The sequence below is a fragment of the Azospirillum sp. Marseille-Q6669 genome, from assembly GCF_965111635.1.
Genome location: NZ_CBCOOP010000004.1, coordinates 385,665 through 406,122, shown reverse-complemented (window position 1 = coordinate 406,122; position 20,458 = coordinate 385,665). Strand labels below are relative to the sequence as shown.

Annotated in this window: 23 protein-coding genes and 1 other annotated feature; of the genes, 13 read left to right on the top strand and 10 right to left on the bottom strand. The window is 68.7% G+C overall.

Annotated features, from left to right (window positions below; genetic code table 11):
* Positions 1-46: 46 nt before the first annotated feature.
* The 10 genes from flgE (at position 47) to ACWPXE_RS23280 (ending at position 9,108) form a co-directional block, all read left to right on the top strand.
* Positions 47-1,357 carry a flagellar hook protein FlgE gene (gene flgE, locus ACWPXE_RS23325; RefSeq protein ID WP_454019722.1) on the top strand — a complete coding sequence of 437 codons (1,311 nt, stop codon included), beginning with the start codon at positions 47-49 and terminating at the stop codon, positions 1,355-1,357.
* Between the two features lie 14 nt (positions 1,358-1,371).
* Entirely contained in the window at positions 1,372-1,629 is a 258-nt protein-coding gene (locus tag ACWPXE_RS23320; RefSeq protein WP_454019721.1) for a hypothetical protein, read from the top strand.
* A 48-nt stretch (positions 1,630-1,677) separates the two neighbouring features.
* Positions 1,678-2,142, top strand: a complete 465-nt coding sequence (locus ACWPXE_RS23315) for a hypothetical protein (protein WP_454019720.1) — start codon at positions 1,678-1,680, stop codon at positions 2,140-2,142.
* A gap of 22 nt (positions 2,143-2,164) precedes the next feature.
* On the top strand, positions 2,165-3,886 hold the full coding sequence (gene flgK / locus ACWPXE_RS23310) for a flagellar hook-associated protein FlgK (RefSeq protein ID WP_454019719.1): 1,722 nt from the start codon (positions 2,165-2,167) through the stop codon (positions 3,884-3,886).
* 156 nt (positions 3,887-4,042) lie between these two features.
* Positions 4,043-4,948, top strand: coding sequence for a flagellin (locus ACWPXE_RS23305; RefSeq protein WP_454019718.1), 906 nt, complete (start codon positions 4,043-4,045; stop codon positions 4,946-4,948).
* A gap of 106 nt (positions 4,949-5,054) precedes the next feature.
* Positions 5,055-5,879, top strand: coding sequence for a flagellin (locus ACWPXE_RS23300; RefSeq protein WP_038529252.1), 825 nt, complete (start codon positions 5,055-5,057; stop codon positions 5,877-5,879).
* A 64-nt stretch (positions 5,880-5,943) separates the two neighbouring features.
* Complete coding sequence (gene fliD / locus ACWPXE_RS23295; protein WP_454019717.1) at positions 5,944-7,641, top strand: flagellar filament capping protein FliD; 1,698 nt, start codon at positions 5,944-5,946, stop codon at positions 7,639-7,641.
* Between the two features lie 52 nt (positions 7,642-7,693).
* A complete protein-coding gene (locus tag ACWPXE_RS23290; RefSeq protein ID WP_454019716.1) occupies positions 7,694-8,176 on the top strand; it encodes a flagellar export chaperone FliS in 483 nt (160 codons plus the stop codon).
* Positions 8,177-8,237: 61 nt separating this feature from the next.
* Positions 8,238-8,807, top strand: coding sequence for an RNA polymerase sigma factor (locus tag ACWPXE_RS23285; protein WP_454019715.1), 570 nt, complete (start codon positions 8,238-8,240; stop codon positions 8,805-8,807).
* Positions 8,808-8,811: 4 nt separating this feature from the next.
* Positions 8,812-9,108, top strand: coding sequence for a hypothetical protein (locus tag ACWPXE_RS23280; protein ID WP_454019714.1), 297 nt, complete (start codon positions 8,812-8,814; stop codon positions 9,106-9,108).
* Positions 9,109-9,143: 35 nt separating this feature from the next.
* On the opposite strand, the gene ACWPXE_RS23275 is transcribed toward ACWPXE_RS23280, so the two are convergent.
* From ACWPXE_RS23275 to ACWPXE_RS23265, 3 genes are all read right to left on the bottom strand, one after another.
* Positions 9,144-11,000 (bottom strand): tetratricopeptide repeat protein, encoded by a 1,857-nt coding sequence (locus tag ACWPXE_RS23275; protein ID WP_454019713.1) that lies wholly within the window; start codon positions 10,998-11,000, stop codon positions 9,144-9,146.
* Positions 11,001-11,023: 23 nt separating this feature from the next.
* Entirely contained in the window at positions 11,024-11,320 is a 297-nt protein-coding gene (locus tag ACWPXE_RS23270; protein WP_454019712.1) for a hypothetical protein, read from the bottom strand.
* A gap of 408 nt (positions 11,321-11,728) precedes the next feature.
* Positions 11,729-11,881 (bottom strand): hypothetical protein, encoded by a 153-nt coding sequence (locus tag ACWPXE_RS23265; protein ID WP_454019711.1) that lies wholly within the window; start codon positions 11,879-11,881, stop codon positions 11,729-11,731.
* 13 nt (positions 11,882-11,894) lie between these two features.
* Between ACWPXE_RS23265 and ACWPXE_RS23260 the strand changes: the two genes are divergently transcribed.
* Positions 11,895-12,662 (top strand): IS5 family transposase, encoded by a 768-nt coding sequence (locus tag ACWPXE_RS23260; protein WP_454019710.1) that lies wholly within the window; start codon positions 11,895-11,897, stop codon positions 12,660-12,662.
* A gap of 136 nt (positions 12,663-12,798) precedes the next feature.
* On the opposite strand, the gene ACWPXE_RS23255 is transcribed toward ACWPXE_RS23260, so the two are convergent.
* Positions 12,799-13,281 carry a Tn3 family transposase gene (locus ACWPXE_RS23255; RefSeq protein ID WP_454020051.1) on the bottom strand — a complete coding sequence of 161 codons (483 nt, stop codon included), beginning with the start codon at positions 13,279-13,281 and terminating at the stop codon, positions 12,799-12,801.
* Between the two features lies 1 nt (position 13,282).
* Here ACWPXE_RS23255 and ACWPXE_RS23250 point away from each other — a divergent pair.
* Positions 13,283-14,514 (top strand): IS3 family transposase gene (locus ACWPXE_RS23250; RefSeq protein ID WP_454018120.1). Its coding sequence is split into 2 segments (ribosomal slippage): positions 13,283-13,577 and positions 13,577-14,514, totalling 1,233 coding nucleotides; the frame shifts between segments, so codons are not numbered across the junction.
* Positions 13,567-13,683 (top strand) — a sequence feature (AL1L pseudoknot). Its footprint overlaps the gene before it by 117 nt.
* A gap of 1 nt (position 14,515) precedes the next feature.
* On the opposite strand, the gene ACWPXE_RS23245 is transcribed toward ACWPXE_RS23250, so the two are convergent.
* The 3 genes from ACWPXE_RS23245 to ACWPXE_RS23235 are packed head-to-tail and all read right to left on the bottom strand — an operon-like array spanning position 14,516 to position 17,318.
* Positions 14,516-15,805 carry a transposase gene (locus ACWPXE_RS23245; protein WP_454019709.1) on the bottom strand — a complete coding sequence of 430 codons (1,290 nt, stop codon included), beginning with the start codon at positions 15,803-15,805 and terminating at the stop codon, positions 14,516-14,518.
* A 21-nt stretch (positions 15,806-15,826) separates the two neighbouring features.
* Positions 15,827-16,777, bottom strand: a complete 951-nt coding sequence (locus tag ACWPXE_RS23240; RefSeq protein WP_454019708.1) for a hypothetical protein — start codon at positions 16,775-16,777, stop codon at positions 15,827-15,829.
* A complete protein-coding gene (locus ACWPXE_RS23235) occupies positions 16,758-17,318 on the bottom strand; it encodes a DUF4158 domain-containing protein (RefSeq protein ID WP_454019707.1) in 561 nt (186 codons plus the stop codon). Before ACWPXE_RS23235 ends, ACWPXE_RS23240 begins: the two co-directional genes overlap by 20 nt.
* A gap of 182 nt (positions 17,319-17,500) precedes the next feature.
* On the opposite strand from ACWPXE_RS23235, the gene ACWPXE_RS23230 reads away from it, so the two are divergent.
* Positions 17,501-18,121 (top strand): recombinase family protein, encoded by a 621-nt coding sequence (locus ACWPXE_RS23230; protein ID WP_454019706.1) that lies wholly within the window; start codon positions 17,501-17,503, stop codon positions 18,119-18,121.
* Between the two features lie 58 nt (positions 18,122-18,179).
* Here the strand turns inward: ACWPXE_RS23230 and ACWPXE_RS23225 are convergent, their stop codons facing one another.
* The 3 genes from ACWPXE_RS23225 to ACWPXE_RS23215 are packed head-to-tail and all read right to left on the bottom strand — an operon-like array spanning position 18,180 to position 20,258.
* The gene (locus ACWPXE_RS23225; RefSeq protein ID WP_454019705.1) at positions 18,180-18,647 is read right to left on the bottom strand and encodes a DUF2269 family protein; all 468 of its coding nucleotides are present in this window, start codon (positions 18,645-18,647) and stop codon (positions 18,180-18,182) included.
* A 1-nt stretch (position 18,648) separates the two neighbouring features.
* Positions 18,649-19,890 carry an SDR family oxidoreductase gene (locus ACWPXE_RS23220; RefSeq protein WP_454019704.1) on the bottom strand — a complete coding sequence of 414 codons (1,242 nt, stop codon included), beginning with the start codon at positions 19,888-19,890 and terminating at the stop codon, positions 18,649-18,651.
* On the bottom strand, positions 19,887-20,258 hold the full coding sequence (locus tag ACWPXE_RS23215; RefSeq protein ID WP_454019703.1) for a hypothetical protein: 372 nt from the start codon (positions 20,256-20,258) through the stop codon (positions 19,887-19,889). The genes ACWPXE_RS23220 and ACWPXE_RS23215 overlap by 4 nt, the downstream gene beginning before the upstream one ends.
* Positions 20,259-20,458: the final 200 nt, after the last annotated feature.

The window sequence follows — 20,458 nt, the reverse complement described above, 5'->3', positions numbered from 1 at the left end:
CCGGCCTCCTCCCAGACCTCTCCCCTTCCTTGCAACAGGTGCGACGATGAGCATCACCAGCGCGATGTACAGCGCCACGTCCGGCCTGATGGCGCAGAGCAAGGCGCTCGCCTCCATCTCCAGCAACATCGCCAACTCCAGCACGACCGGCTTCAGGAGCACCGGGACGAACTTCAACTCCTACATCAACAAGACCGCGACCATCGACGAGCAGACCGGCGGCGTGCTCGCCACCACCTACCGCAACATCAGCGCGCAGGGCGAGATCCAGTCCTCGTCGGTCTCCACCAACATGGCGATCAACGGCGAGGGCTTCTTCGTGGTGTCGGAGGAGACGGCGGACGGCACCGTCGCCTTCACCCGCAACGGCTCCTTCTCCACCGACGCCCAGGGCTACCTGTCGAACAGCGAGGGCTATTACCTCTACGGCTGGGCGCTGAACGCCAACGGCACCGTCGCTGCCGGCAACAAGGGTTCGGTGGACAGCCTCGTCCCGGTCAACGTCGCCAACATCAGGGGCACGCCCAACGCGACCTCGACCATGGGGATCGACGCCAACCTGCCCTCGGACGCGGAGACCGGCGACAGCTTCACCACCGACATGGAGATGTTCGACAGCCTCGGCGTCAGCCACTCCATCACCTTGAGCTGGACCAAGACCGGCGAGAACACGTGGGAGCTGGACGCCTCCGACCCCGTGCTGTCCTCCGACGCCACCCGGACCACCGGGACCATCGCCGGCTTCCCCATCCAGCTTTCCTTCAACACCGACGGCACACTGGCCTCGGCCGCCACGGTGGCGGCGGACGGCACGACGACCGCCGCCGACCTGTCCGCCCTGTCCTTCACCGTCGACGGATGGACCACCGGGGCCGGCGGCAGCGCGGTCGCGCTAAACCTCGGCACCGCCAACAGCAACAACGGCCTGACGCAGCACGCGTCGGGCGACAGCACGCCCTCGGTCAGCGTCGAGACCACGACGCAGAACGGCTACAAGCCCGGTTCCCTGACCGGCACGACCATCGGCAAGGACGGCGTCGTCCGCGCCGTCTTCGACAACGGCGAGACGCGGGCGATCTACCAGATCCCCATCGCCACCTTCGCCAACGCCGACGGGCTGGAAAGCGTCACCGGCACCACCTTCACCCAGACGGCGGGAGCCGGGCAATACCAGCTCCGCACGGCGGGCGACGCCAAGGCCGGGACGGTGACGGCGGGCGCACTGGAAAGCTCGACGGTCGAGCTGACCGACGAGTTCAGCCGCATGATCGTCGCCCAGCAGGCTTATTCCGCCGCCTCCAAGGTCATCACGACCTCGCAGGACATGATGGACACGCTGATCGCCATGAAGCGCTGACGGCAGTGACGGCCATGCACCCGCCGCAACCGCTTCTCGACGGAGAGGCCACCCTGGACGCCGAACTGCGCCGCCTCGCCCGGCGGGTGGACCGTCACCGGTCCCGGCCGGTCGCTGACGCGGCGGAGCGCCTCGCGCTGATCGACGACCTGCTGGGCCTGCGGGCGCGCATCGCCGCGGCGCGGGCCGCGGTGCAGGCGGTGATCCGCCAGACCGGCAGCGCCCAGCGCGCCGCCACCGCCTACCGCCGCACCGGCGCCCTGCGCGGCTGACCGGATCTCTCTCCCCAGAGGGAGTGGGAACACATCAAGGAGACCGCCATGCTCCCCACCCCGCACAACCCGCTCCCATCTTCCAAGCCCACCGCCCGCCCGGACCCGGTGGCGGTCATCACCCGCTTCGTCGCGGAGTTGGAAGGGCACGCGCAACGCGCCGCCAGCGCCGCGCGGGAGGGGCGCGCGGTGGACGCCCTGCGGGCGGCCGGCGCCATGCAGATGCTCCTGCACGCCCAGGCCGGGACGCTGCGCGACGCGCTGGCCGCGGCGCAGAGCAAGCGCGTCCCCCTGGAAACCCGGCTGGCGGTGCGCAAGGCGCTGGACGGCGCGCTGGCCCCGCTCGGCCGGTCGGTGCGCGCGCTGGAGGCGCAGGCCAAGGCCCGGCAGGCCCGGCAAGCGGCCATCGGCGCCGCGCTGCGCGCCGCCTCCTCCGTGTCCGGCCCGGCGCGCTCCTACGCGGCGCTCGGTCGCGCGGCGGGCGCGAAGCGCACCATCGCCGTCACCGTCTGACCCGCCGCACAGGAGAGTCATCATGTCCCTGCGCGTCGCCGGCAGCATCGCCACCTCCGCGCTGCGCACCAACGAGGTGGGCATGGCGGTCGCCTCGGCCAACGTCGCCAACGCGGGTACGGAGGGCTACACCCGCAAGACCGCCAAGCCGACGACGAGCGACACCGCCGTCGGCCTCACCGGAGTGGAGGTTGCCGGCATCGGCAGCACGGTTGACCGCTACCTGATGACGTCGCTGGTCGCGGCACAATCCGGGCTGGGCCTCAGCCGGGCGGTCAGCGACTATCTGGACCGCTTCCAGGAGCGACTAGGCGCCACCACCTCCGTGTCCTCGCTGGGCTCGGTCATCGATACGCTGGGCGAGACGCTGGCCACGCTGGCGACCTCTCCGGAGAGCGGCAGCGCCAAGGCGGCGGCGGTGGACGACCTGACCGCGGTGGCGGAAACGCTGCGCTCCACCGCCAAGGCGGTGCAGGAGCTGCGCGGCGAGGCCGACCACGCCATCGCCGACACGGTGACCCGCATCAACGGCACGCTCGACACGCTGAAGGACCTGAACGACCGCATCCAGACCGGCAAGGCGCTCGGCCAGGACACCGGCGACCTGGAGGACCAGCGCAACACCGCCCTGAAGAGCCTCGCCGGGGACATCGACATCCGCTACCAGACCGACGCCAACGGCATGGTCCGGGTCTCCACATCCTCCGGCACGTCGCTGCTGGACTCCGCGGTGCACCGGCTGTCCTACACGCCCGCCACCACGGTCGGCGCCGGGACGAGCTTCAACCCGATCACCATCGACGGCAAGGACGTCACCGGCTCCGTCTCCTCGGGCACCCTGGGCGGGCTGATCCAGGTCCACGACAGGGACCTGCCGGCGCAGCAGGCCCGGCTGGACGAGCTGGCCCTGACGCTGAAGGACACGCTGAACGTCCTCCACAACCAGGGCACCGCCGTCCCGCCGCCCAACGTCCTGACCGGCAGCGCCGGCGTGGCGGGCAGCGACGCCCTGAACGGCAGCGGCACGCTGCGCGTCGCCGTCACGGCGGCGGACGGCACGGCGGTGGAGGTGCTGGACCTCGACCTCTCCGCCTACGCCACGGTGCAGGACGCGGTGGACGCCATCGACGCCATGGACTCGCTCTCGGCCCATCTCGACGCCCAGGGGCGGCTGGTCATCCAGGCCGACAACGCCGCGAACGGCGTGGCCCTGGGCGGCGACGGCACGGCGGGGGCGGACGGCCAGGGCTTCTCCGCCCGCTTCGGGCTGAACGACCTGCTGACCGGCACCGGCGCCGCCGACCTCAGGGTGTGCGACGCGATCGCTCGGGACAGCGGGCGTCTGGCGACCGGCGCGCTCTCCACCTCCGCCACGCTGGCCGCCGGCGGATCGGCGCTGGCCGCGGGCGAGGGCTCGGTGGCGCAGGCGCTGAATACGACCTTCTCCGGGGCGCAGTCCTTCGACACGGCGGGTGGCCTGTCCGGGCGGACGGGGACTTTCTCCCAGTATGCGGGCGCCATCATCCAGGGGGCGGCGACCGCCGCCTCGCGTGCCGCCACCGCCTACGAGGACCAGGACTCCTACGCCAGCGGGCTGGAGTCCACGATGGCCTCGCAGAGCGGCGTGAACGTCAACGAGGAAACCGCCGCGATCAGCAACCTGCAATCCGCCTATCAGGCCGCTGCCGCGGTCATGAAGGCGGTGCAGGAGATGTTCGACACGGCGTTGAATTTGGTCCGCTAAAGCGGATTGCAATCCGCTTTGGACCGCGACTGCGGTCCCGGCCGCGCATGCGGCCGGAGCCCGCCTCTCGCGGGAACTGTGTTCCCGCTGGCGGCAGGCGGATGCCGCTGGCATCCGCCGAGAGCCGGCGCATGAGGCATATGAAAAGGGGCCGGCATGGAACGGATCGCGACCTTCAACCACCAGAACCAGCTCGTCCGCTACATGCTGGCGGCGGAGTCACGGGTGGCCACCGCCCAGGTCCAGGCAGCGACCGGCGAGGCGTCGGTCGATTACAAGGGCATCGCTGGCGACAGCGGCCGCCTCGTCAACCTGGAGAGCCACTACCGCCGCTCCGAGCGCTACGTCGACGAGGGGGAGGTGGTCAACGGGCGCATCCAGACCATGCACGACGCCGTGGGCGGGATGATCGACCTCGCCAACCGGGTGCGCAGCCTCGTCGCCAGCCTCCAGGGGGCGGGCAGCGGCGCCGCGGATGGCATTAAAAGCGAGGCGCAGGCCCTGATGACGGAGTTCGCCGGGCTGCTGAACACCCGGCAGGAAGGCCGCTACCTGTTCGCCGGGGGCCGCACCGACCGCGCGCCGGTGTCGCTGGACGGACTGCCGGCGGCGACCAGCCCCTCCGCCGCCGACACGACCTATTACAAGGGCGACGGCAGCGTTTCCTACTTCCAGGCCGCCGACGACCTCATCGTCCAGTACGGCGTCACCGCCGACGACCCGGCCATCGAGAAGGCGCTGCGCTCCATCAGCCTGATCGCCAACATGCCGACCAACCCGGTGGACACCGCCCTGGTGGACGAGGCGTCCGACCTCGCCGACGCGGCGGCGGACGGGCTGACCGTGGTGCAGACGAAGCTCGGCTCCGCCTCCGCCACTTTGGAGCGGACCATTGACCGCCACCTGGAGGAGCAGCTCGTCCTCCAGACCCACGTCGAGGACATCCGCAACATCGACCTTGCGGAGGCGACGACGCGCCTGTCGCAGCTTCAGGCCAACCTGGAATCGACCATGAGCCTGATGAAGATCCTCCAGCAGACCAACCTGAACGATTTCCTCTGATCGAAAGATTCCGCGCCAGCTTTCGCGGCGCCGGACGTGAGACGCAATGAGGGCTGATGCACAGGCGGCCCCACCATCCGATCAGGCTCCGACCAGGAGGCACATCATGCCCGTCATCTCCACCAACACGGCGGCGAACTCCGCGCTGCGCTACCTGAACATCAACTCCGAGAACCAGTCGAGTTCGGTCTCCAAGATCGCCAGCGGCTCGCGCATCACCAAGGCGTCGGACGATGCGGCGGGTCTGGCCGTCGGCACCTCGCTGACCTCCGACATCACGGTGCTGAAGCAAGCGGCGACCAACGCCTCGCACGGCTCCTCGATCCTCCAGGCAGCGGACGGCGGCATGTCCCGCGTCTCCGACATCGTGCAGCGCATGCGCTCGCTGGCCACCCAGTCGCTGTCCGGCGCCGTCACCGACACCGAGCGCGGCTATCTGGACGCCGAGTTCCAGCAACTCATCGAGGAGATCGACGGCATCGCGTCGGGCACCCGCTTCAACGACGACCCTCTGCTGGACGGCAACGGCGCCTGGGCCAACGGCGTGGATTTCCGCGTCGGCACGGAAAGCACGGACAAGATCACCGTCACAATCGCCAACGTGAACACCACCGGCCTGTCCATCGGCACGCTGGACGTCGGCACCTCCGCCACGGCGAGCGCCGCGCTGACCGCGCTGGACACGGCGGTGGAAACCCTGTCGAGCGCGCGGGCCGACGTGGGCGCCCTGATCTCCCGCTTCGAGTTCCGCGGCCAGGTGCTCGACACCTCCATCGAGAACACCGAGGCGGCGCAGTCGGCGATCATGGACGTGGACGTCGCCGCGGAGCAGGCGGAGCTGGCCTCGACCAAGGTGCTGACCCAGGCGGCCATCGCCGTGCTGTCCCAGGCCAACGAGATGCCGCAGAACCTGCTGCAGCTGCTGCGGTAAGGCTGTTTACCCACTCCTTCCCTCTCCCCTCCGGGGAGAGGGCTTCCCGTCCCCGGAGACCCGCATGACGACGGTGTCCTCAACCTCATCCTCGACCGCCGCATCGACCGGCAGTTCGTCGCTGATCGCCAGCGGGTCGGGCACGGGCATCGACTATTCGGCGTTGATCGAGGCGTCGGTGCAGAAGCGCCTGTCCCGCGCCGACCGCATCGACACGACGATCACCGCCAACGAGGCCAGGATCGCCGCCTACGAGGACATGCAGTCGCTGCTGCTGGCGGTGAACACGTCGCTGGACGGGCTGCGCAACCGCAGCGTCTCGACCGGCGCCGGCAGCAACCTGTTCGAGGAACGCACCGCCTATCTGTCGGGCGGCGGCTCCACCGCGGCGGGCGATGTGCTGTCGGTGACCGCGGCGGACGGGGCGGAGACCGGCACCTATTCCATCGTCGTGGAGCAGCTCGCCACCCGCCACAAGATTGGTGCCGCGACCACCGCCAGCCAGGGCGCCGCGCTCGGCCAGTCCGGCACCCTCACGCTGGGCGTCGCGGGCGGCACCGCCGTGTCCATCGACGTGGAGGCCGGGGATTCTCTGACCGACATCCGCGACGCCATCAACGCGCGGAAATCCACCAGCGGTGTGACCGCCAGCATCGTGAAGGTCACGGACAGCCAGTACCAGCTGATCCTCACCGCCAACGACACCGGCAAGGCGATCACACTCGATGACGGCGGCAGCGGCGTTCTGACCGACCTCGGCCTGACCGACGCGGACGGCGGCTACGCCAACGAGCTGGTGGCCGCGCAGAGCGCCGTCATTACCGTGGACGGGGTGCGGGTGGAGCGCAGCAGCAACACCATCGCCGACGCCGTCGACGGGCTGACCTTCGACCTCTACGCCGCGCTGCCCGGCCAGACGATCGGAGTGGAGATCGGCACCGACCTGTCGTCGATCAAGGGCGCGATCACCGGCTTCGTGGACGCCTACAACGCCTTCCGCGCCTTCGCCCAGAGCCATCAGACCGTCGGCAGCAGCGGCACCGCCGACAGCGACGCCACCCTGTTCGCGGACAGCCTGCTGCGGCAGGTCACCAAGACGGTCTACGACGCCCTGAACGCAAAGGTGACGACGGACGACGGCGACACCCTGTCGCTGGCCAGCCTGGGCATCACCTTCGCCAGCGACAACACGCTGAAAGTGGACGAGACGGCGCTGAACGCCGCCCTGACCGGCGACATCGACGGGGTGCGCACGCTGCTCGGGCTGGAGATGACCAGTTCCTCCACCGACTTGAAGCTGCTGCGCTACGACCGCAGCCTCGGCCGCACCGACGTCACGCTGGACATCACGGTGGCCGAGGACGGCACCCTGTCCGGCGCGTCGGTGGACGGCGACGACACGCTGTTCCGGGTCAGCGGCAACCGCATCATCGGCAACGACGGTACCGCCTTCGCCGGGCTGGTGCTGGTCTACACCGGCCAGACCGGATCGGTGGACCTCGACTTCTCGCAAGGGCTGGCCGACCGGCTCTACACCACGCTGAACGGCATCGCGGCAAAGGACAGCGGCGACATCGCCCGGATCGTCTCGCAGCTCGACGCCGACAACACCGAGATGACCCGGCGGTCCGACGACATCAAGACCAAGGCCGGGGACTACCGCACCCGCCTGACCGCCTACTACGCCCGGCTGGAGGCCAAGGCGGAGGCCGCGAACCTCCTGCTCCAGCAGCTCAAATACAAGGAAAGCAGCGACGACTGACGGCGCCGCGCGCCGCCAACGTCCCCGCATCCCCATCCGGAGAAGCCGCGCCATGCGCAACCCGACCCTGACCAAGGCCCTGTCCGCCTACGCTTCCGCCAACAGCGCGGCGCTGCCGCCCGTGGTCGCCGTCGTCCGCCTCTACGAGACGGCGACGGCGCATCTGCACCAGGCGCGCGACGCCGCGCGGGACGGCCGGTTCGACGCCCATTTCCAGGCCATGGACCGCGCCATCACCATCCTCCTGGGGCTTGATTCCATTCTGAAATTGGATAAAGGTGGGGATGTCGCGGCAACGCTGCGGCGCTTCTACCGGTCCCTGGTCCGGCAGGCCGGTCTGGCCGCCGCGCGCCGGGACCCCGTGGCCGCGACCGAGGCCATCATCCGCCAGCTGTCCTTCATGACGAAGGCGTGGCAGACCATCGCCGCAGAACGCGGTGTGGTCCCCAGTCCAACCGGTGCTTCGGCCAAAGGGTCGCACGCATCCGTGATCGGGAGATCCATGGATCATGCGCGCGGCGGCCTGTTTGGCTGAGGACGGCACGCGTCCGTCCGGCACCCTTTCCAATTCCGTGTCCGGCAGGAGCGTCGCCGGCTTGGCGGCGGAGACTGACGAGGTTCTGATGGCGCGCATCCGTGCCGGGGACCAGGCGGCCTACCGCACGCTCGTCCACCGCCACCTGAAGCGCGCCTACACGCTCGCCCGCCGCATGTGCGGCAGCGACGCCGAGGCGGAGGACATCGCCCAGGACACCTTCCTCCAGGTCTGGCAGCGGCGCGACCACTGGACCGACGAGGGGGCCAAGTTCACCACATGGCTCTACCGCGTGGTGGTGAACCGCTGCATCGACCACCGGCGCCGCCCGGCGGGGGAGGATCTGGACTCGGTTCCCGAGCCGCCGGACCACGCCCCCGACGCCATCACCCGCATCCAGCGCCGGCAGGTGGCCGCCCGCCTGCGCGACGCCCAGGACCGGCTGCCGGCGCAGCAGCGCGCCGCCCTCGCCCTTTATTATAACGAGGGCTTGAGCGGCGCCGAAGTTGCGACCATTATGCAAATCAGCGTAACTGCTGTGGAATCGCTGCTGAAACGCGCCCGCCAGCAGCTTCGCACGCTGTTGCGCGCCAGCGCGCAGGCCGCCAGGGATTCGTTCGAAGACGGATGACGCGATGACCGAAGACGAGTTTCGCGAGCTGCTGGACCGCCACGGCGGCGATCTGGAGCGCTGGCCCCGCGCGACGCTGCGGGAGGCGCGCCGCCTTCTCGCCCAGTCCGTTGCGGCCCAGTCCATGCTGGACGAAATGGTGGCCATCGACCTTGCCCTGGCGGAAACGGACGGTGAGGCCACGCCCCCTGCCGATCTGGCCGACCGCATCTTCGAACGTGCCTTCGGCGCCGGGACGGCGTCCTCCGACGCCCTGACACCCGACGCCGTCCCCTTCCCGGGCCTGAATCGTCCGGTCTGATCCCTGCCCTTCAAAAAGCGAGGATGCGCGGCGGCTCAATGCCGCCGCAGCGAGGGGGCCTGGGGGTGGTCGCGACGCGCCGGGCGGGCGGGAAGACGCGGCCCCGGCGCCTCCGCACCCGCCCGGCGCGCCAGGACGGCGGCGCGGCGAAGATCCGCCGCGATGCGCCCCAGCGCCGCGGACAGCGGCTCGCCCGCACGGGGATGGAAGACCCGCATGGACGGGTACCAGGGACGCACGCCGCTGCCGAGATGGGTCCAGTCCCGCGCGCCGAAGCGCCAGACCGGCACGCCCAGAGCGCCGGCCAACTCCGCCACCGAATTGGCCGGCGCGATGACCAGATCGAGGTTGGCGGTGAGCGCCGCCATTCCCTCGAAGTCGTTCTTCCGATCGAGCCGCTCCAACTCGTAGATGGGCACGCAGAAGCGCGCCTCCGCCCGCAGGATCTCGGCCTCGCAGTCGTCGTACTGGAGGTTCACGAAGGTCACCCCCGGCACGCCCAGCACCGGCCCCCAGTCGTCCAGCGGCAGATAGGCCCATTTCCGTTCCATGGTCATCAGTTGGCTGCGCCACGCGATGCCCACGCGCAGGTCGCCGCCGATGCCGTCCAACTGCCGCCGCCGGTCCAGCACCCGCGCCGGGTCGGGGAAGAGCCAGGAGGACCGCGGCGGGAAGTCCGCCAGCCCACCGCGCAGGTAACGCGCCAGCGAGCCGGCGGGAACGTGCACATCGCAGTCCACCATCTCCACCAGCGCCCGCCCGCGCAGCGGCTGCTCGGCCCGGACAATGGCCTTGGGGAAGGAGCGGGCGAACAGCGGCAGCAGGCGCGGCTCGCATTCGATCACCACGTGGTCGGCCTGCCGGATGGCGTCGGCGTAGCAGGAGGCGAACAGGAACTCGTCCCCCACCCCCTGCTCCCGCCAGATGAACAGCCGCTTGCCGGCCAGCGGCTCCCCCCGCCATTCGGGGATGGCGAAGCGCCGCTCCCGCCCGGCACGGCCGGCGGCGAAGCGGCAGGCGTAGTTGCTCCAGCCGTCGGCGAGCGCGCCGCTCTCCAGCTCCGCCAGACCACGGTTGAAGCGGGCGAGCGGGTGGCCCGGCGTCGCCGCCACGGCGCGATCGAACCAGCGCAGGGCATCGCCGCCGCCCCGCCGCTGCTTCACCAGACCCAGCGTGCACAGCGGGTCGGCAAGGGCGGGCGTCAGCGCCAGCGCGCGGCGGCAGGCCCGCTCCGCTTCCACCAGCCGCCCTTCACCGCTCAGCGCATAGGCCAGCACGCCGTGAAGCGCCGCGTGCTGCGGCGCCAGCGTCAGCGCGCGGCGCAGCAGGACCCGCGCCTCGGCGTAACGGTCCTGGTCGCGCAGCGCGCCGCCGAGGTTGCCGAGAGCGTCCGCCTGGCCCGGGTCGAGCGCCAGCGCCCTCCTCCACGCCGCCGCGGCCTGTGCGGTGGCTCCCAGGTCGCGCAGCGCGTTGCCCAGATTGTTCCAGGTCCCGGCCTGTCCGGAGTCGAGCGCCAGGGCGCGGATGAACCGGCGAACCGCCGCCCGCGGATGTCCCGCGCCCCGCTCCAGCATCGCAAGGTTGGCGAGGGCCGCGCCGTGGGCGGGGGCAAGGACGAGCAGTGCCGCGTTGGCCGCGGCGGCTTCCCGCCAGCGGCCGGCGCGGCGGCCGGCGTCGGCCAGCGCGGCCCAGCCGTCCGTCCAGCCGGGTTGCAGCCGGACGGTGCGGCGGAACCAGCGCATCGCCGCCTCCGAACGCCCCAGCCGAGCCGCCGCCAGCCCGAGCAGGAAGGTGCCCTCCGCCCGCGCCGGGTCGAAGAGAACCGCGTCCCAGGGCGAGTGTTGGCCGCCGCGCCAGCCGTCCGCTGCCGCACTGTCAGGATGATCCGTCATGGTCGTTACCGGTGAAACGTGCGTCAGACGAACAGGCGGAGGCTGGCCAGCAACCTGTCCGTGCCGCTCTGCCCGTGGGAGATGGCGGACAGGCTGGTGATGGCGTCGTTCAGGCGGGTGACGTTCCTCGCCAGGATGCCGATGCCCGGAACCTGACCTTTCAGGTTGGACGAAGACTTCTTGACCCGCTGTTGGAACTCCTGGACATTCGCCGCAGCGGCCTCCTGGTCCTTCAGCGTCGGGAGCGCGGAGATGGCGTTGTTGATGGAGCCGGTCAGACCCGACGCCATGGAGTTGACACCGGCCAGCGTGTCCGACATGTCCCGTCCCCCATTTGCCCGAAAATTGTTCCCGGCGTTGATACGGGGCGTCCTGCCGGACTCCTGCGCGGTCTCGGGATTTTTTGCATCCCGCGGCGAAACAATCGGTCGGGCAAAAAATCAGCGGAAGCGGCGTAGGAGTTCCGTCCGGCCCACGTATCACCGGCAACTAGGCCCGCCGGAGCCAACCGAACGGCCTCGGACGCAGGAAGGAGTAGAGGATGGCCGCGTGATGGTGATCGACGAGGATGACGACGAAACGCTGATGGCCGAAACGGCCGCAGGGAACCGGGCGGCCTTCGACCGGCTGACCCGTCGGCACCTCCGCCGAAGCCTCGCGCTCGCCCACAGTCCAGCGTGTTGCATCGAGGCGAGGGGGGCAAGGGATCGCCCCATTCCCACCATTGATCAGGCGACACGAACGGCCTCCGGGCGTCCAAGGTCGCGCATGCGATTGAGGACCTCGGCAGCGATGGCGACCTCAGTGACCTGCGCCTTGACGGTATGGAAACGCCGTCCATCACCGATGACCTGCGTCCAGCGCCCGATCTGGCCCTCCACGCGAGCCCTTCGGTTGACGGCGCTGAAGCTGCGCGCCGTTTTCCATCCGGCGCTACGCCAGACCGAAGGTCTCATCGGCTCAATCCTGCACCTGCTCGGGATCGCTCTGCCGGTGCCGGATCATTCCACCATGGCACGGCGGGCCAGGACGGTGACGCTGCCCAGCAAGGCGCGTCCGACCGGCGGAGCGCTTCACCTGCTGGTGGACAGCACCGGGGTGAAGCTGTGTGGGCCGGGGGAGTGGCTGATCGAAAAGCATGGGACCAGGAGGCGGCGATCCTGGAGGAAACTGCACATCGGCATGGACGCGGCGAGTGGTCGGATCGTTGCGGCCACGCTGACCGGCCGCGAGGTGGATGACGCCGCCCAGGTCGGGCCCTTGCTCGACCAAATCACGGACCCGGTGGCCTCCTTCACTGGCGACGGCGCTTACGATCGACCGGCGGTCTACGCGACCGTGCACGAGCGGCATCCCCAAGCCGCGGTCGTAACGGCGCCTCGGGCTGACGCCGTTCTCAGCGACATGGCAGCAACTGCGCCCATTCAGCGCGACCGCCACATTCAGGCGATCGCCGTGACGGGCCGCATGGCTTGGCAGCGGGACAGCGCGTACAACCGAAGGGCTCGCGTGGAGGGCCAGATCGGGCGCTGGACGCAGGTCATCGGTGATGGACGGCGTTTCCATACCGTCAAGGCGCAGGTCACTGAGGTCGCCATCGCTGCCGAGGTCCTCAATCGCATGCGCGACCTTGGACGCCCGGAGGCCGTTCGTGTCGCCTGATCAATGGTGGGAATGGGGCGATCCCTTGCCCCCCTCGCCTCGATGCAACACGCTGCAGAGAGCCTGATACCGTGATACATGACGCCACGAAATCTGGACCCTTGTCCAAGAAAAGCATGCTTGGCCCTGGACTCGGTTATGCGTCACAAACATCGGAATTGAAGACGGTAGGGACGGCGCACCGGCCTTTCTGATGCAGTACCGGTTGATCGGCCTCCGCATCTGATCCCTTACAGGGGGACGGTAACCAAAGCTGCGTAAAGTTCACACATCGGCAAGCTGAGGGGCATCCTGAGCCGAAATGGCCACGGAGGGCGCCTCTGATTGCGGAGCTGGGAACCGCAATCTGCGACGGCAAGGGAGCGGGAACACGCGCGAAGTTCAGTGTGTAGTGTCCGAAGCGGTTGATGTGTTCAGTCTGGTAAGGGCTCAGGTTGGCCAAGGCGTCCGCGTCCACCGCGATCTCCTCGATGGCCATCTGGTCCAAGGCCCGCGTCATCGACGCGATGGTGTGGAAGATCAGCAAGTTGGAAACCAAGTGGTTGTACTTGATCAGCTTGCGTTGCTTGAACCGCGCCAGGTTTCCCGGAGGCTCCGTTTCTTGAGAGACTGGGGTCATCATGACGAAACCGGCATCACCCAAATACGCTCCTGAAGTCCGCGAACGCGCGGTTCGGATGGTCTTCGAGCACGAAGGCGAGCACGCCTCGCAGTGGGCGGCGATCAGCTCGATCGCGGCGAAGATTGGCTGCAACCCCGAGACACTGCGCGGCTGGGTCCGGCAGGCCGAACGCGACCAGCGCAAGCGGCCCGGTCCGACGACGGACGAACTGGAGCGGATCAAGGCGCTGGAGCGTGAGGTCCGGGAACTGCGCCAAGCGAACGAAATCCTGCGCAAGGCATCGGCGTATTTCGCCCAGGCGGAGCTCGACCGCCCGTTTCGGAAATGATCGCCTTCATCGACGCGCATCGCGCCGTCCACGGGGTCGAGCCGATCTGCAAGGTGCTGCCGATCGCCCCGTCCACCTATCACGCCCACGCCGCCCGGCGGGTCGATCCGGCCAAGGCGCCGGCCCGCTCGCAAAGAGACGCGGAGCTGGGTTTGGCTATCCGACGGGTCTGGGACGAGAACTTCCAGGTCTATGGAGTGCGCAAAGTGTGGCGGCAGCTGCGGCGGGAAGGCCTTGACGTGGCGCGCTGCACGGTGGCCCGGCTGATGAAGCGCATGGGCCTGAAGGGAGCGATCCGCGGCAAGGCGGTGCGGACCACGATCAGTGATCGCGCGTCGCCATGCCCGGCTGACCGGGTAAACCGCCAATTCCAGGCGCCACGCCCGAATGCTCTGTGGGTGGCTGATTTTACGTATGTCGCCACATGGCAGGGCTTCGTCTACGTAGCCTTCGTCATCGACACGTTTGCCCGCCGGATCGTGGGCTGGCGGGTGTCGCGCACCGCCCACGCCGGCTTCGTGCTGGACGCCCTGGAGCAGGCGCTCCATGAGCGCCGGCCGGCCAAGGGCAGCGGCCTCATCCACCACTCGGACCGCGGATCGCAATACGTGGCCATCAAGTACACTGAGCGTCTCACCGACGCCGGCATCGAGCCCTCCGTGGGCAGCGTCGGCGATTCCTACGACAACGCCTTGGCCGAGACCATCAACGGCCTCTACAAGACCGAGGTGATCCGGCGCCGTGGGCCATGGCGCACCTTGGAAGCCGTCGAGTTCGCCACCCTGGAATGGGTGGACTGGTTCAACCACCGCCGCCTGCTCGAACCCATCGGCAACATTCCTCCTGCCGAGGCCGAAGCGCGCTACTATGCTCAAACCGAGGGCGTCGCCTTGGCGGCGTGACTCAAACCGAATGGCCTCCGGGAAACCCGGCGCGGTTCAGCTCGTCCCGCACGCCCTCGCTCACCAGCCCACTCTCGCCGAAGGCGGTCCATTGAGCATACTTGTTGAACAGCTCGCTCTTGTTGGTCGCCGCTTGGATCAAGTGGCGCAGTTCGAGCGAGGACAGGAAGTTCAGCAGGAAGATCGTTCGGACCACCCGGCCCAGTTCCCGGAAGGCGAAGTACAGCTTGTTCTTGCGGCTGTAGGTGCCGAGCCGGCGCAGAATGGCCGAGGGGCGTATCCGCCCGGCGCGAACCGATAGGGCCACGCGCTGCATGTCGGGCAGCAGCGTCTCGATCAGCGCCCAGTCCACCGTCGCGGTGAACAGCGTGTCGATGTGCTCGTACAGGCTTGCCTTGTCCGGTCGGTAGAAGTGCAGGTCCTGCCAGTTGCGGATCCGCGGCATTAGCTGGATGCCGAGCAAGTGAGCCAAACCGAAGATCGGGGCGCTTTGCCCCTGGGTATCGGCATGAAGGGTGTCGGGCTGGAGAGCCGACCGGCTCTCGGTGACGAAGTCCAGGATGTGGTTGCCCTCCCAGGCACCGCAGGCGATGAAGCGGGAGAACAGGGCGATGTAGGTGTCCGACACCAAGTAATAGCCGATGCCGCCATAGCCGCCGTAGCGGATGTGGTACTCGGACATCAGGCTCTGTGGATGGAGATCCCACTGCGTGCCATCAGCCGAGGCCGATCGCCCCGCCCCCCAGTGCCGCGGTAGATCGAAGCTGGCGTAGGCGTCGATCACGGTGGCGATCGCGGCGTCCAGCGCGTCTTCGGTGATGTGCCGCTGGTTGAGGAAGGCGATCTGCCGCCGGTCCAGGTCCTTCATGGAGCGCGCGGCCTGGGATCGGCCCAGCTTGCAGCCGTAGCAGAAGACGGTGGCGAGGTACCGTTCCTGCGGTCGCTCGATCCGGGCGTCGAAGCCGGAAATCGGGCCGAAGTGGCGGGCCCAGTTCAGCCAGTGCTCGGTGTCGGCCAAGGCGTCCACCAGATCGACCGGAGCGAGCCGCTCCTTTAGCTGACGCTCCAAGTCGGCGGCGCCAGCGGGCTCGGGCTTGTTGCGCAGGCGTTTCAGGACCGGCTCGCCGTTCATGATCTCGACGTGCTCGTTGTCGGGGAACGCGGCATCGACGGACTCCGCCATCGCCGCCAGCCGCTCGCGCAACGCGGCGACGATCCCCTGGGGTGTGGCCGGCAGGCCGGCCTGCTCCGTGTAGGCGGCGATCTCCCGTTCGTAGGTCTCCCACGGCACGAGTTGGGCGCGGTAGTCGCTTTAGGCGTCACTGCCTGGGATGCACAGGTCGCCCGACCGGAGGTCGTTCATCACCTGGGTGAACAGGCACAATTCGAAGGTCCGGCGATCCACGGTCGTTGGCATCGGATCGCGGCCGTTCTGCCTGGTGACCAGTGGCCACCAGGCCGGCGACACGAAGGAAAGATCGAGGCTTGGCCGACGCTCTCGGCCTTCGACGTTCGTTTCGTCATCGGCGATGCGCAGGGGGGAGCCGCGCTGGGCCCGCTGCTTCAGCACGAACGCGATGGCCTCTTCGACGCTGCGGTCCTGCGACGTCGATGTCAGGGGCACGATCTCCAGAAAACGCAGCAACGCCCCGCGCAGCCCGCGATAGAAGCGGGGTAGAAACGGTAGATGGTTGTCGCTGGCCGAAGCCGCGTGGGCCTCGCAGTGATCGACGATCGTGTCGGCATCGGACAGCAGCAAGGACTCGATGGCGGCCAGCCGTTCCTCGCCGCTGCGCTCGGTGCGGCAGGCCAGCACCGTCTCGCGCAGCAGGGCGATGAGTGCGCCGGCCTGTTCGGTCTGTTCGAGCTGATGAAGCCGCAAGGCGTCCTGCGCGCGGGCGTGCATGCGCTGCATCTGCCGGACGAACATGTCGGCCAGATCGTCCAACGTTCGCGCGATCTGGCTTTGCAGCAGCGCCGCCATCACAGACAACCGCTTGGGCTCGACCATCCGGGACAGCACGTTGGCGGTGAGGCAGCGCGCCTCGGCGGCGAAGTGGCGGACCTTGGCGTACGGGACCTCGGCGAACACCGCGGTGTCGGCGCCCTGCTCGCGCAGCCAATCGAGATGGCGCAGGAAATCCTGCAGGTGGCGCGGGGTCGGCCGCTTCGGTTCGGTCTTCACGCGGTCCCAGACGGTGCGCGTCTGGCCGGGGGGCAGAACCAGCAATCCGTTCAGGCGGTCACGCACGTCGGCGCCCAACGCGCCGGCAACCTGCCGATGGTACCCACGGTTGATCGCGGCGCGGGCGGGCCAAGGCGATCCGCAGCAGGGTGTCGAAGGCCGGCAGTTCGAGCCGCTGGCGCACCAACTCCTCGATGGCGGCGTTGATGATGTCGGCGGCCTCGTCCCGGGCGCGGGCAACGGCGACACTGGCCCGCACGGCGGTGCGGCGGATCGTCGGGCCGTCGTTGGAAACACCGACGAAATCCCGCACCGCCGCCGTGAGGCGGACGCGGTAGGTGGAGCTGTCGTAATCGGGCAGCGTGTCGAGAGCGCCGCGGAGATCGGCGATGGTGGCCAGATGGTCGCGGATCGCGGGCGGCACCTGCCCCAGGGCGACGAAGTAGCCCAGGTGCTGATAGGTTTTGAGCAGAACGAGCAAGGCAAGCCGCGGCCCCGCCCGCCGGGTGCGGCCAACGACGAAGACCATCTCCGCCGCCGTCGGCGTGAAGCTGGCCAGTTCCGCCATGCCAGGCGACGCCGCCAAGCGCGGATAGGCGGTGTCCTGGATCAGGGGCATCGCGGAAAATCCAAGGTCGCGGGTCCGGGAGCGCCATCGGCCAACCCAGTCTGTCACTTATTCTATTCACGGACCGTTTGCATGTCATAGTCTGCGAGACCGATTGCGTGACTGTTCGGCGCCGGATGACGCCGCCGGTTTCCGGTGTCACGCAATCGGCCGTTGGCGTGACGGGAGGGAGCATGCCCCTGGGCTACATGCGGGTGTCCAAGGCGGACGGGTCGCAGGTCTTCGACCTGAAGCGCGATGCTTTGCTCGGCGCCGGCGTCGATCCCCAATGCCTGTACGAGGACCTGAACTCGGGCCGTCGCGACGACCGTCCCGGACTGGCGGCGTGCCTCAAGGCGTTGCGCGCCGGTGATACCCTGGTGGTGTGGAAGCTCGACCGCCTCGGCCGCGACCTGCGCCATCTGGTCAACACGGTGCATGATCTGACCGTGCGCGGCATCGGGCTGATGGTGCTGACCGGTCACGGCGCCGCCATCGATACGACGACGGCATCCGGCAAGCTGGTGTTCGGCATCTTTGCCGCCCTGGCCGAGTTCGAACGCGAACTCATCGCCGAACGGACCCGCGCCGGCTTGGCCGCCGCCCGCGCCCGCGGCCGGACGGGCGGGCGGAAGTTCAAGATGACCGCGGCGAAGCTGCGCCTCGCCATGGCGGCCATGGGCAAACCGGAAACGAAGGTGAACGAGCTGTGCCGGGAACTGGGCATCACCCGGCAGACGCTCTACCGTCATGTCGGACCCGACGGCTCTCTGCGAGAGGACGGCCGCAAGTTGCTCGAACGGCGACAAGGATGACGCGATGGCATGGAGTGTGGACGTTTCATTGTGGCCGGGAGCTTGCCGACCGACCCGATCAGAATTCGGGCTTGAAAACCATTAACCCGACGATTGCCACCATCGCCGCGAAGGCGGGCCAGCCGAGCGCGAACCAAATGCGGAAAAAGCGGTGATACAGCGGCGGCAGGTCGGTCCCGGCGGCCACGGCGTCCTCGGCCATGCGCCGCATGCGGAGTTGTAGCCAAACCACCGGCAGCCAGCACGCGCCGGCGACAGCGTAGAGCACCAGCGTGAGCACGATCCAACCGGAGGTGAGGGGCCATCCCTGCTCCAGCGCGAGCCATAGGCCGCTGATCGGCTGGATCACCACAGCGGGCGTGGTGAACAGCCAGTCGGCCAGCACGACGTTGCGGTTGGCGACCGCAATGGCGCGCACATCCTTCGACAGGTTGCTCGCCATGCCCTGGAAGGCCGTCCCCAGGCCCGTGCCGAACAGAAGGATGGCCGAGAGGATGTGGATGAATTTGAGCGCGGTCGCGTCCATGTCAGGATTCCATGGCCATCATCGCCAGCGTCGCCGCAGCGATGGGCAGGTTCTTGAGAAGCGGAGCGAAGGGGTGCGTCCAGTGTTCCGCTGGCAGGCCGGCGGCGAGTAGCGAGAACGCTGCCACGCTGGCGAGCATGGCGCCACCCACCGCCACGGGACGCCATCCGACCAGCAGGAGAAACCCGAGGATCAGGTCAAGCCCGGCGCCACCGAACAGCGCCAGAGTGGCCAACGGGCCGTCCAACCCCACTGAGCCCAGCAGACGATAAGAGTCGGCCAACGGATACAGACCGAACGACAGCAGGCCCGTGACGATCCATAGCAGTGCAAGGCTCCAGCGCAAGATCGGCTGCACGAAGAACAGGCGCGCGTGCAGGCGATCCGCGTCCGACACTGAATGTCGGGCCAGAGCCTGCGGCAAGGCTTGCGGTGCCCGCCCAAGAATGTCGGCGAACGGCGCAGAGCTGGCGGTGTTGTCCGCCTTCAGCATGGCGAGGGTTTCTCGATTGACCGGCCCGCCCTTCAACCGCTCACCCAGGATGGAGACGACGCCGAGAAGTGATGCGGGGACCGCCAGAAAGCGCCGCGACGGCAGGTCCGGCCACGCCCGTAGGGCCGTGGTGAGTGTGTCCGTGCTCATCGGTTCGGTCCCGACCACGTCGATGCGGCGGGGCAGCGGTCCCACCCATGAGACCAGCCGCACCACCAGCGCGGCCAAGTCGTCCACATGCACGGGCTGGACCGTCCAAGTGCCGGGGCCGATGCGTATGGGAAGCGGCAAGGCCGCCAGAGCCGAGAACAGAGCCGTGCTGGCACCGCTAAGGCCGATGACCACCGAGGGCCGCAGAACGCACCAGTCCAGACCGGTGCTGGCGGCCAGCACAGTCTCGGCGTGCCCCTTCGTGCGCTGGTAGGCGGTCTGTCCGTCCGGCGCGGCCCCCAGGGCCGACAGGTGGATCAGCCTGGGCACAGCGGCCGTGCAGCATGCGTGGATCAGCCGCTCCGTCCCTTCGGCGTGCACCGCAGCCATGCTGTTGGCGCCCCGGCTGCGCACCAGCCCGGCGGCGTTGACCACCAAGCCGTGACCGGCAAGCTTGGCGGCAAGGTCGGCCTCGTTGTCGCGGATCAGATCGATGCCGTCACGGCCAACGGCAGTGACGCGGTGACCGGCGGTGGTGAGCGCCGCAGCCAGATGCCGGCCGATGAAGCCGCGGCCGCCGATGATCAGGACCGATGTCACGAGTGCGTCTCCCCGCGATGACCGGCCGGTGGGGCCTGCAACATGCGGGCGATCGGACGCCACACCGCCCGTCCCATCACCAGCAGTGCAACGACGATGCCGGCCAGGGCATAGAAGACGGTCCGCTGTAGGACCGGACCGCTTCCCTCAGCGACCGCCGCATGATCGAGGAGACCGGGGGTCGAAACCACCAGCAACGGCGTCGCCACGGTCAGCGCACAGGCGTAGACCGTCCAGAACTGCGCCCGCTCTCGTCCCCCGCAGAGGTCCGTCAGCACGGTCAGAAGCGGACGGACAATCACGGCGCAGGCCACGACGGCGAGGAAAAGCGCCACCCCCCATACTGAAAACAGTGTTTTCAACGACATGACTGACCTCCAGGTTCATTCGACTCTGGACCTGGAATGGCAAAGGTCGTGCCACACCGCACGACCTTGTTTTCCGCGGCTGGATGGGCGTCGGGTGTTAACCGCGGTTGCGCTTTGCGTTAGGTTGCCTGTCAACGTTGGATACACCGGCGTGTGGGTTCAGAGGTGGTTGCGGTGGATGCATCGACAGCACTGATGGC

What these genes read in the sequence shown, in the direction of transcription:
- ACWPXE_RS23215 (WP_454019703.1), bottom strand. Translation starts at nt 20,258, where the DNA reads ATGTCGTTGAAAACACTGTTTTCAGTATGGGGGGTGGCGCTTTTCCTC.
- ACWPXE_RS23290 (WP_454019716.1), top strand. Translation starts at nt 7,694, where the DNA reads ATGCGCAACCCGACCCTGACCAAGGCCCTGTCCGCCTACGCTTCCGCC.
- ACWPXE_RS23315 (WP_454019720.1), top strand. Translation starts at nt 1,678, where the DNA reads ATGCTCCCCACCCCGCACAACCCGCTCCCATCTTCCAAGCCCACCGCC.
- flgE (WP_454019722.1), top strand. Translation starts at nt 47, where the DNA reads ATGAGCATCACCAGCGCGATGTACAGCGCCACGTCCGGCCTGATGGCG.
- fliD (WP_454019717.1), top strand. Translation starts at nt 5,944, where the DNA reads ATGACGACGGTGTCCTCAACCTCATCCTCGACCGCCGCATCGACCGGC.
- ACWPXE_RS23275 (WP_454019713.1), bottom strand. Translation starts at nt 11,000, where the DNA reads ATGACGGATCATCCTGACAGTGCGGCAGCGGACGGCTGGCGCGGCGGC.
- ACWPXE_RS23270 (WP_454019712.1), bottom strand. Translation starts at nt 11,320, where the DNA reads ATGTCGGACACGCTGGCCGGTGTCAACTCCATGGCGTCGGGTCTGACC.
- ACWPXE_RS23225 (WP_454019705.1), bottom strand. Translation starts at nt 18,647, where the DNA reads ATGGACGCGACCGCGCTCAAATTCATCCACATCCTCTCGGCCATCCTT.
- ACWPXE_RS23320 (WP_454019721.1), top strand. Translation starts at nt 1,372, where the DNA reads ATGCACCCGCCGCAACCGCTTCTCGACGGAGAGGCCACCCTGGACGCC.
- ACWPXE_RS23300 (WP_038529252.1), top strand. Translation starts at nt 5,055, where the DNA reads ATGCCCGTCATCTCCACCAACACGGCGGCGAACTCCGCGCTGCGCTAC.
- ACWPXE_RS23230 (WP_454019706.1), top strand. Translation starts at nt 17,501, where the DNA reads ATGCCCCTGGGCTACATGCGGGTGTCCAAGGCGGACGGGTCGCAGGTC.
- ACWPXE_RS23255 (WP_454020051.1), bottom strand. Translation starts at nt 13,281, where the DNA reads ATGACCCCAGTCTCTCAAGAAACGGAGCCTCCGGGAAACCTGGCGCGG.
- ACWPXE_RS23305 (WP_454019718.1), top strand. Translation starts at nt 4,043, where the DNA reads ATGGAACGGATCGCGACCTTCAACCACCAGAACCAGCTCGTCCGCTAC.
- ACWPXE_RS23280 (WP_454019714.1), top strand. Translation starts at nt 8,812, where the DNA reads ATGACCGAAGACGAGTTTCGCGAGCTGCTGGACCGCCACGGCGGCGAT.
- flgK (WP_454019719.1), top strand. Translation starts at nt 2,165, where the DNA reads ATGTCCCTGCGCGTCGCCGGCAGCATCGCCACCTCCGCGCTGCGCACC.
- ACWPXE_RS23235 (WP_454019707.1), bottom strand. Translation starts at nt 17,318, where the DNA reads ATGCCCCTGATCCAGGACACCGCCTATCCGCGCTTGGCGGCGTCGCCT.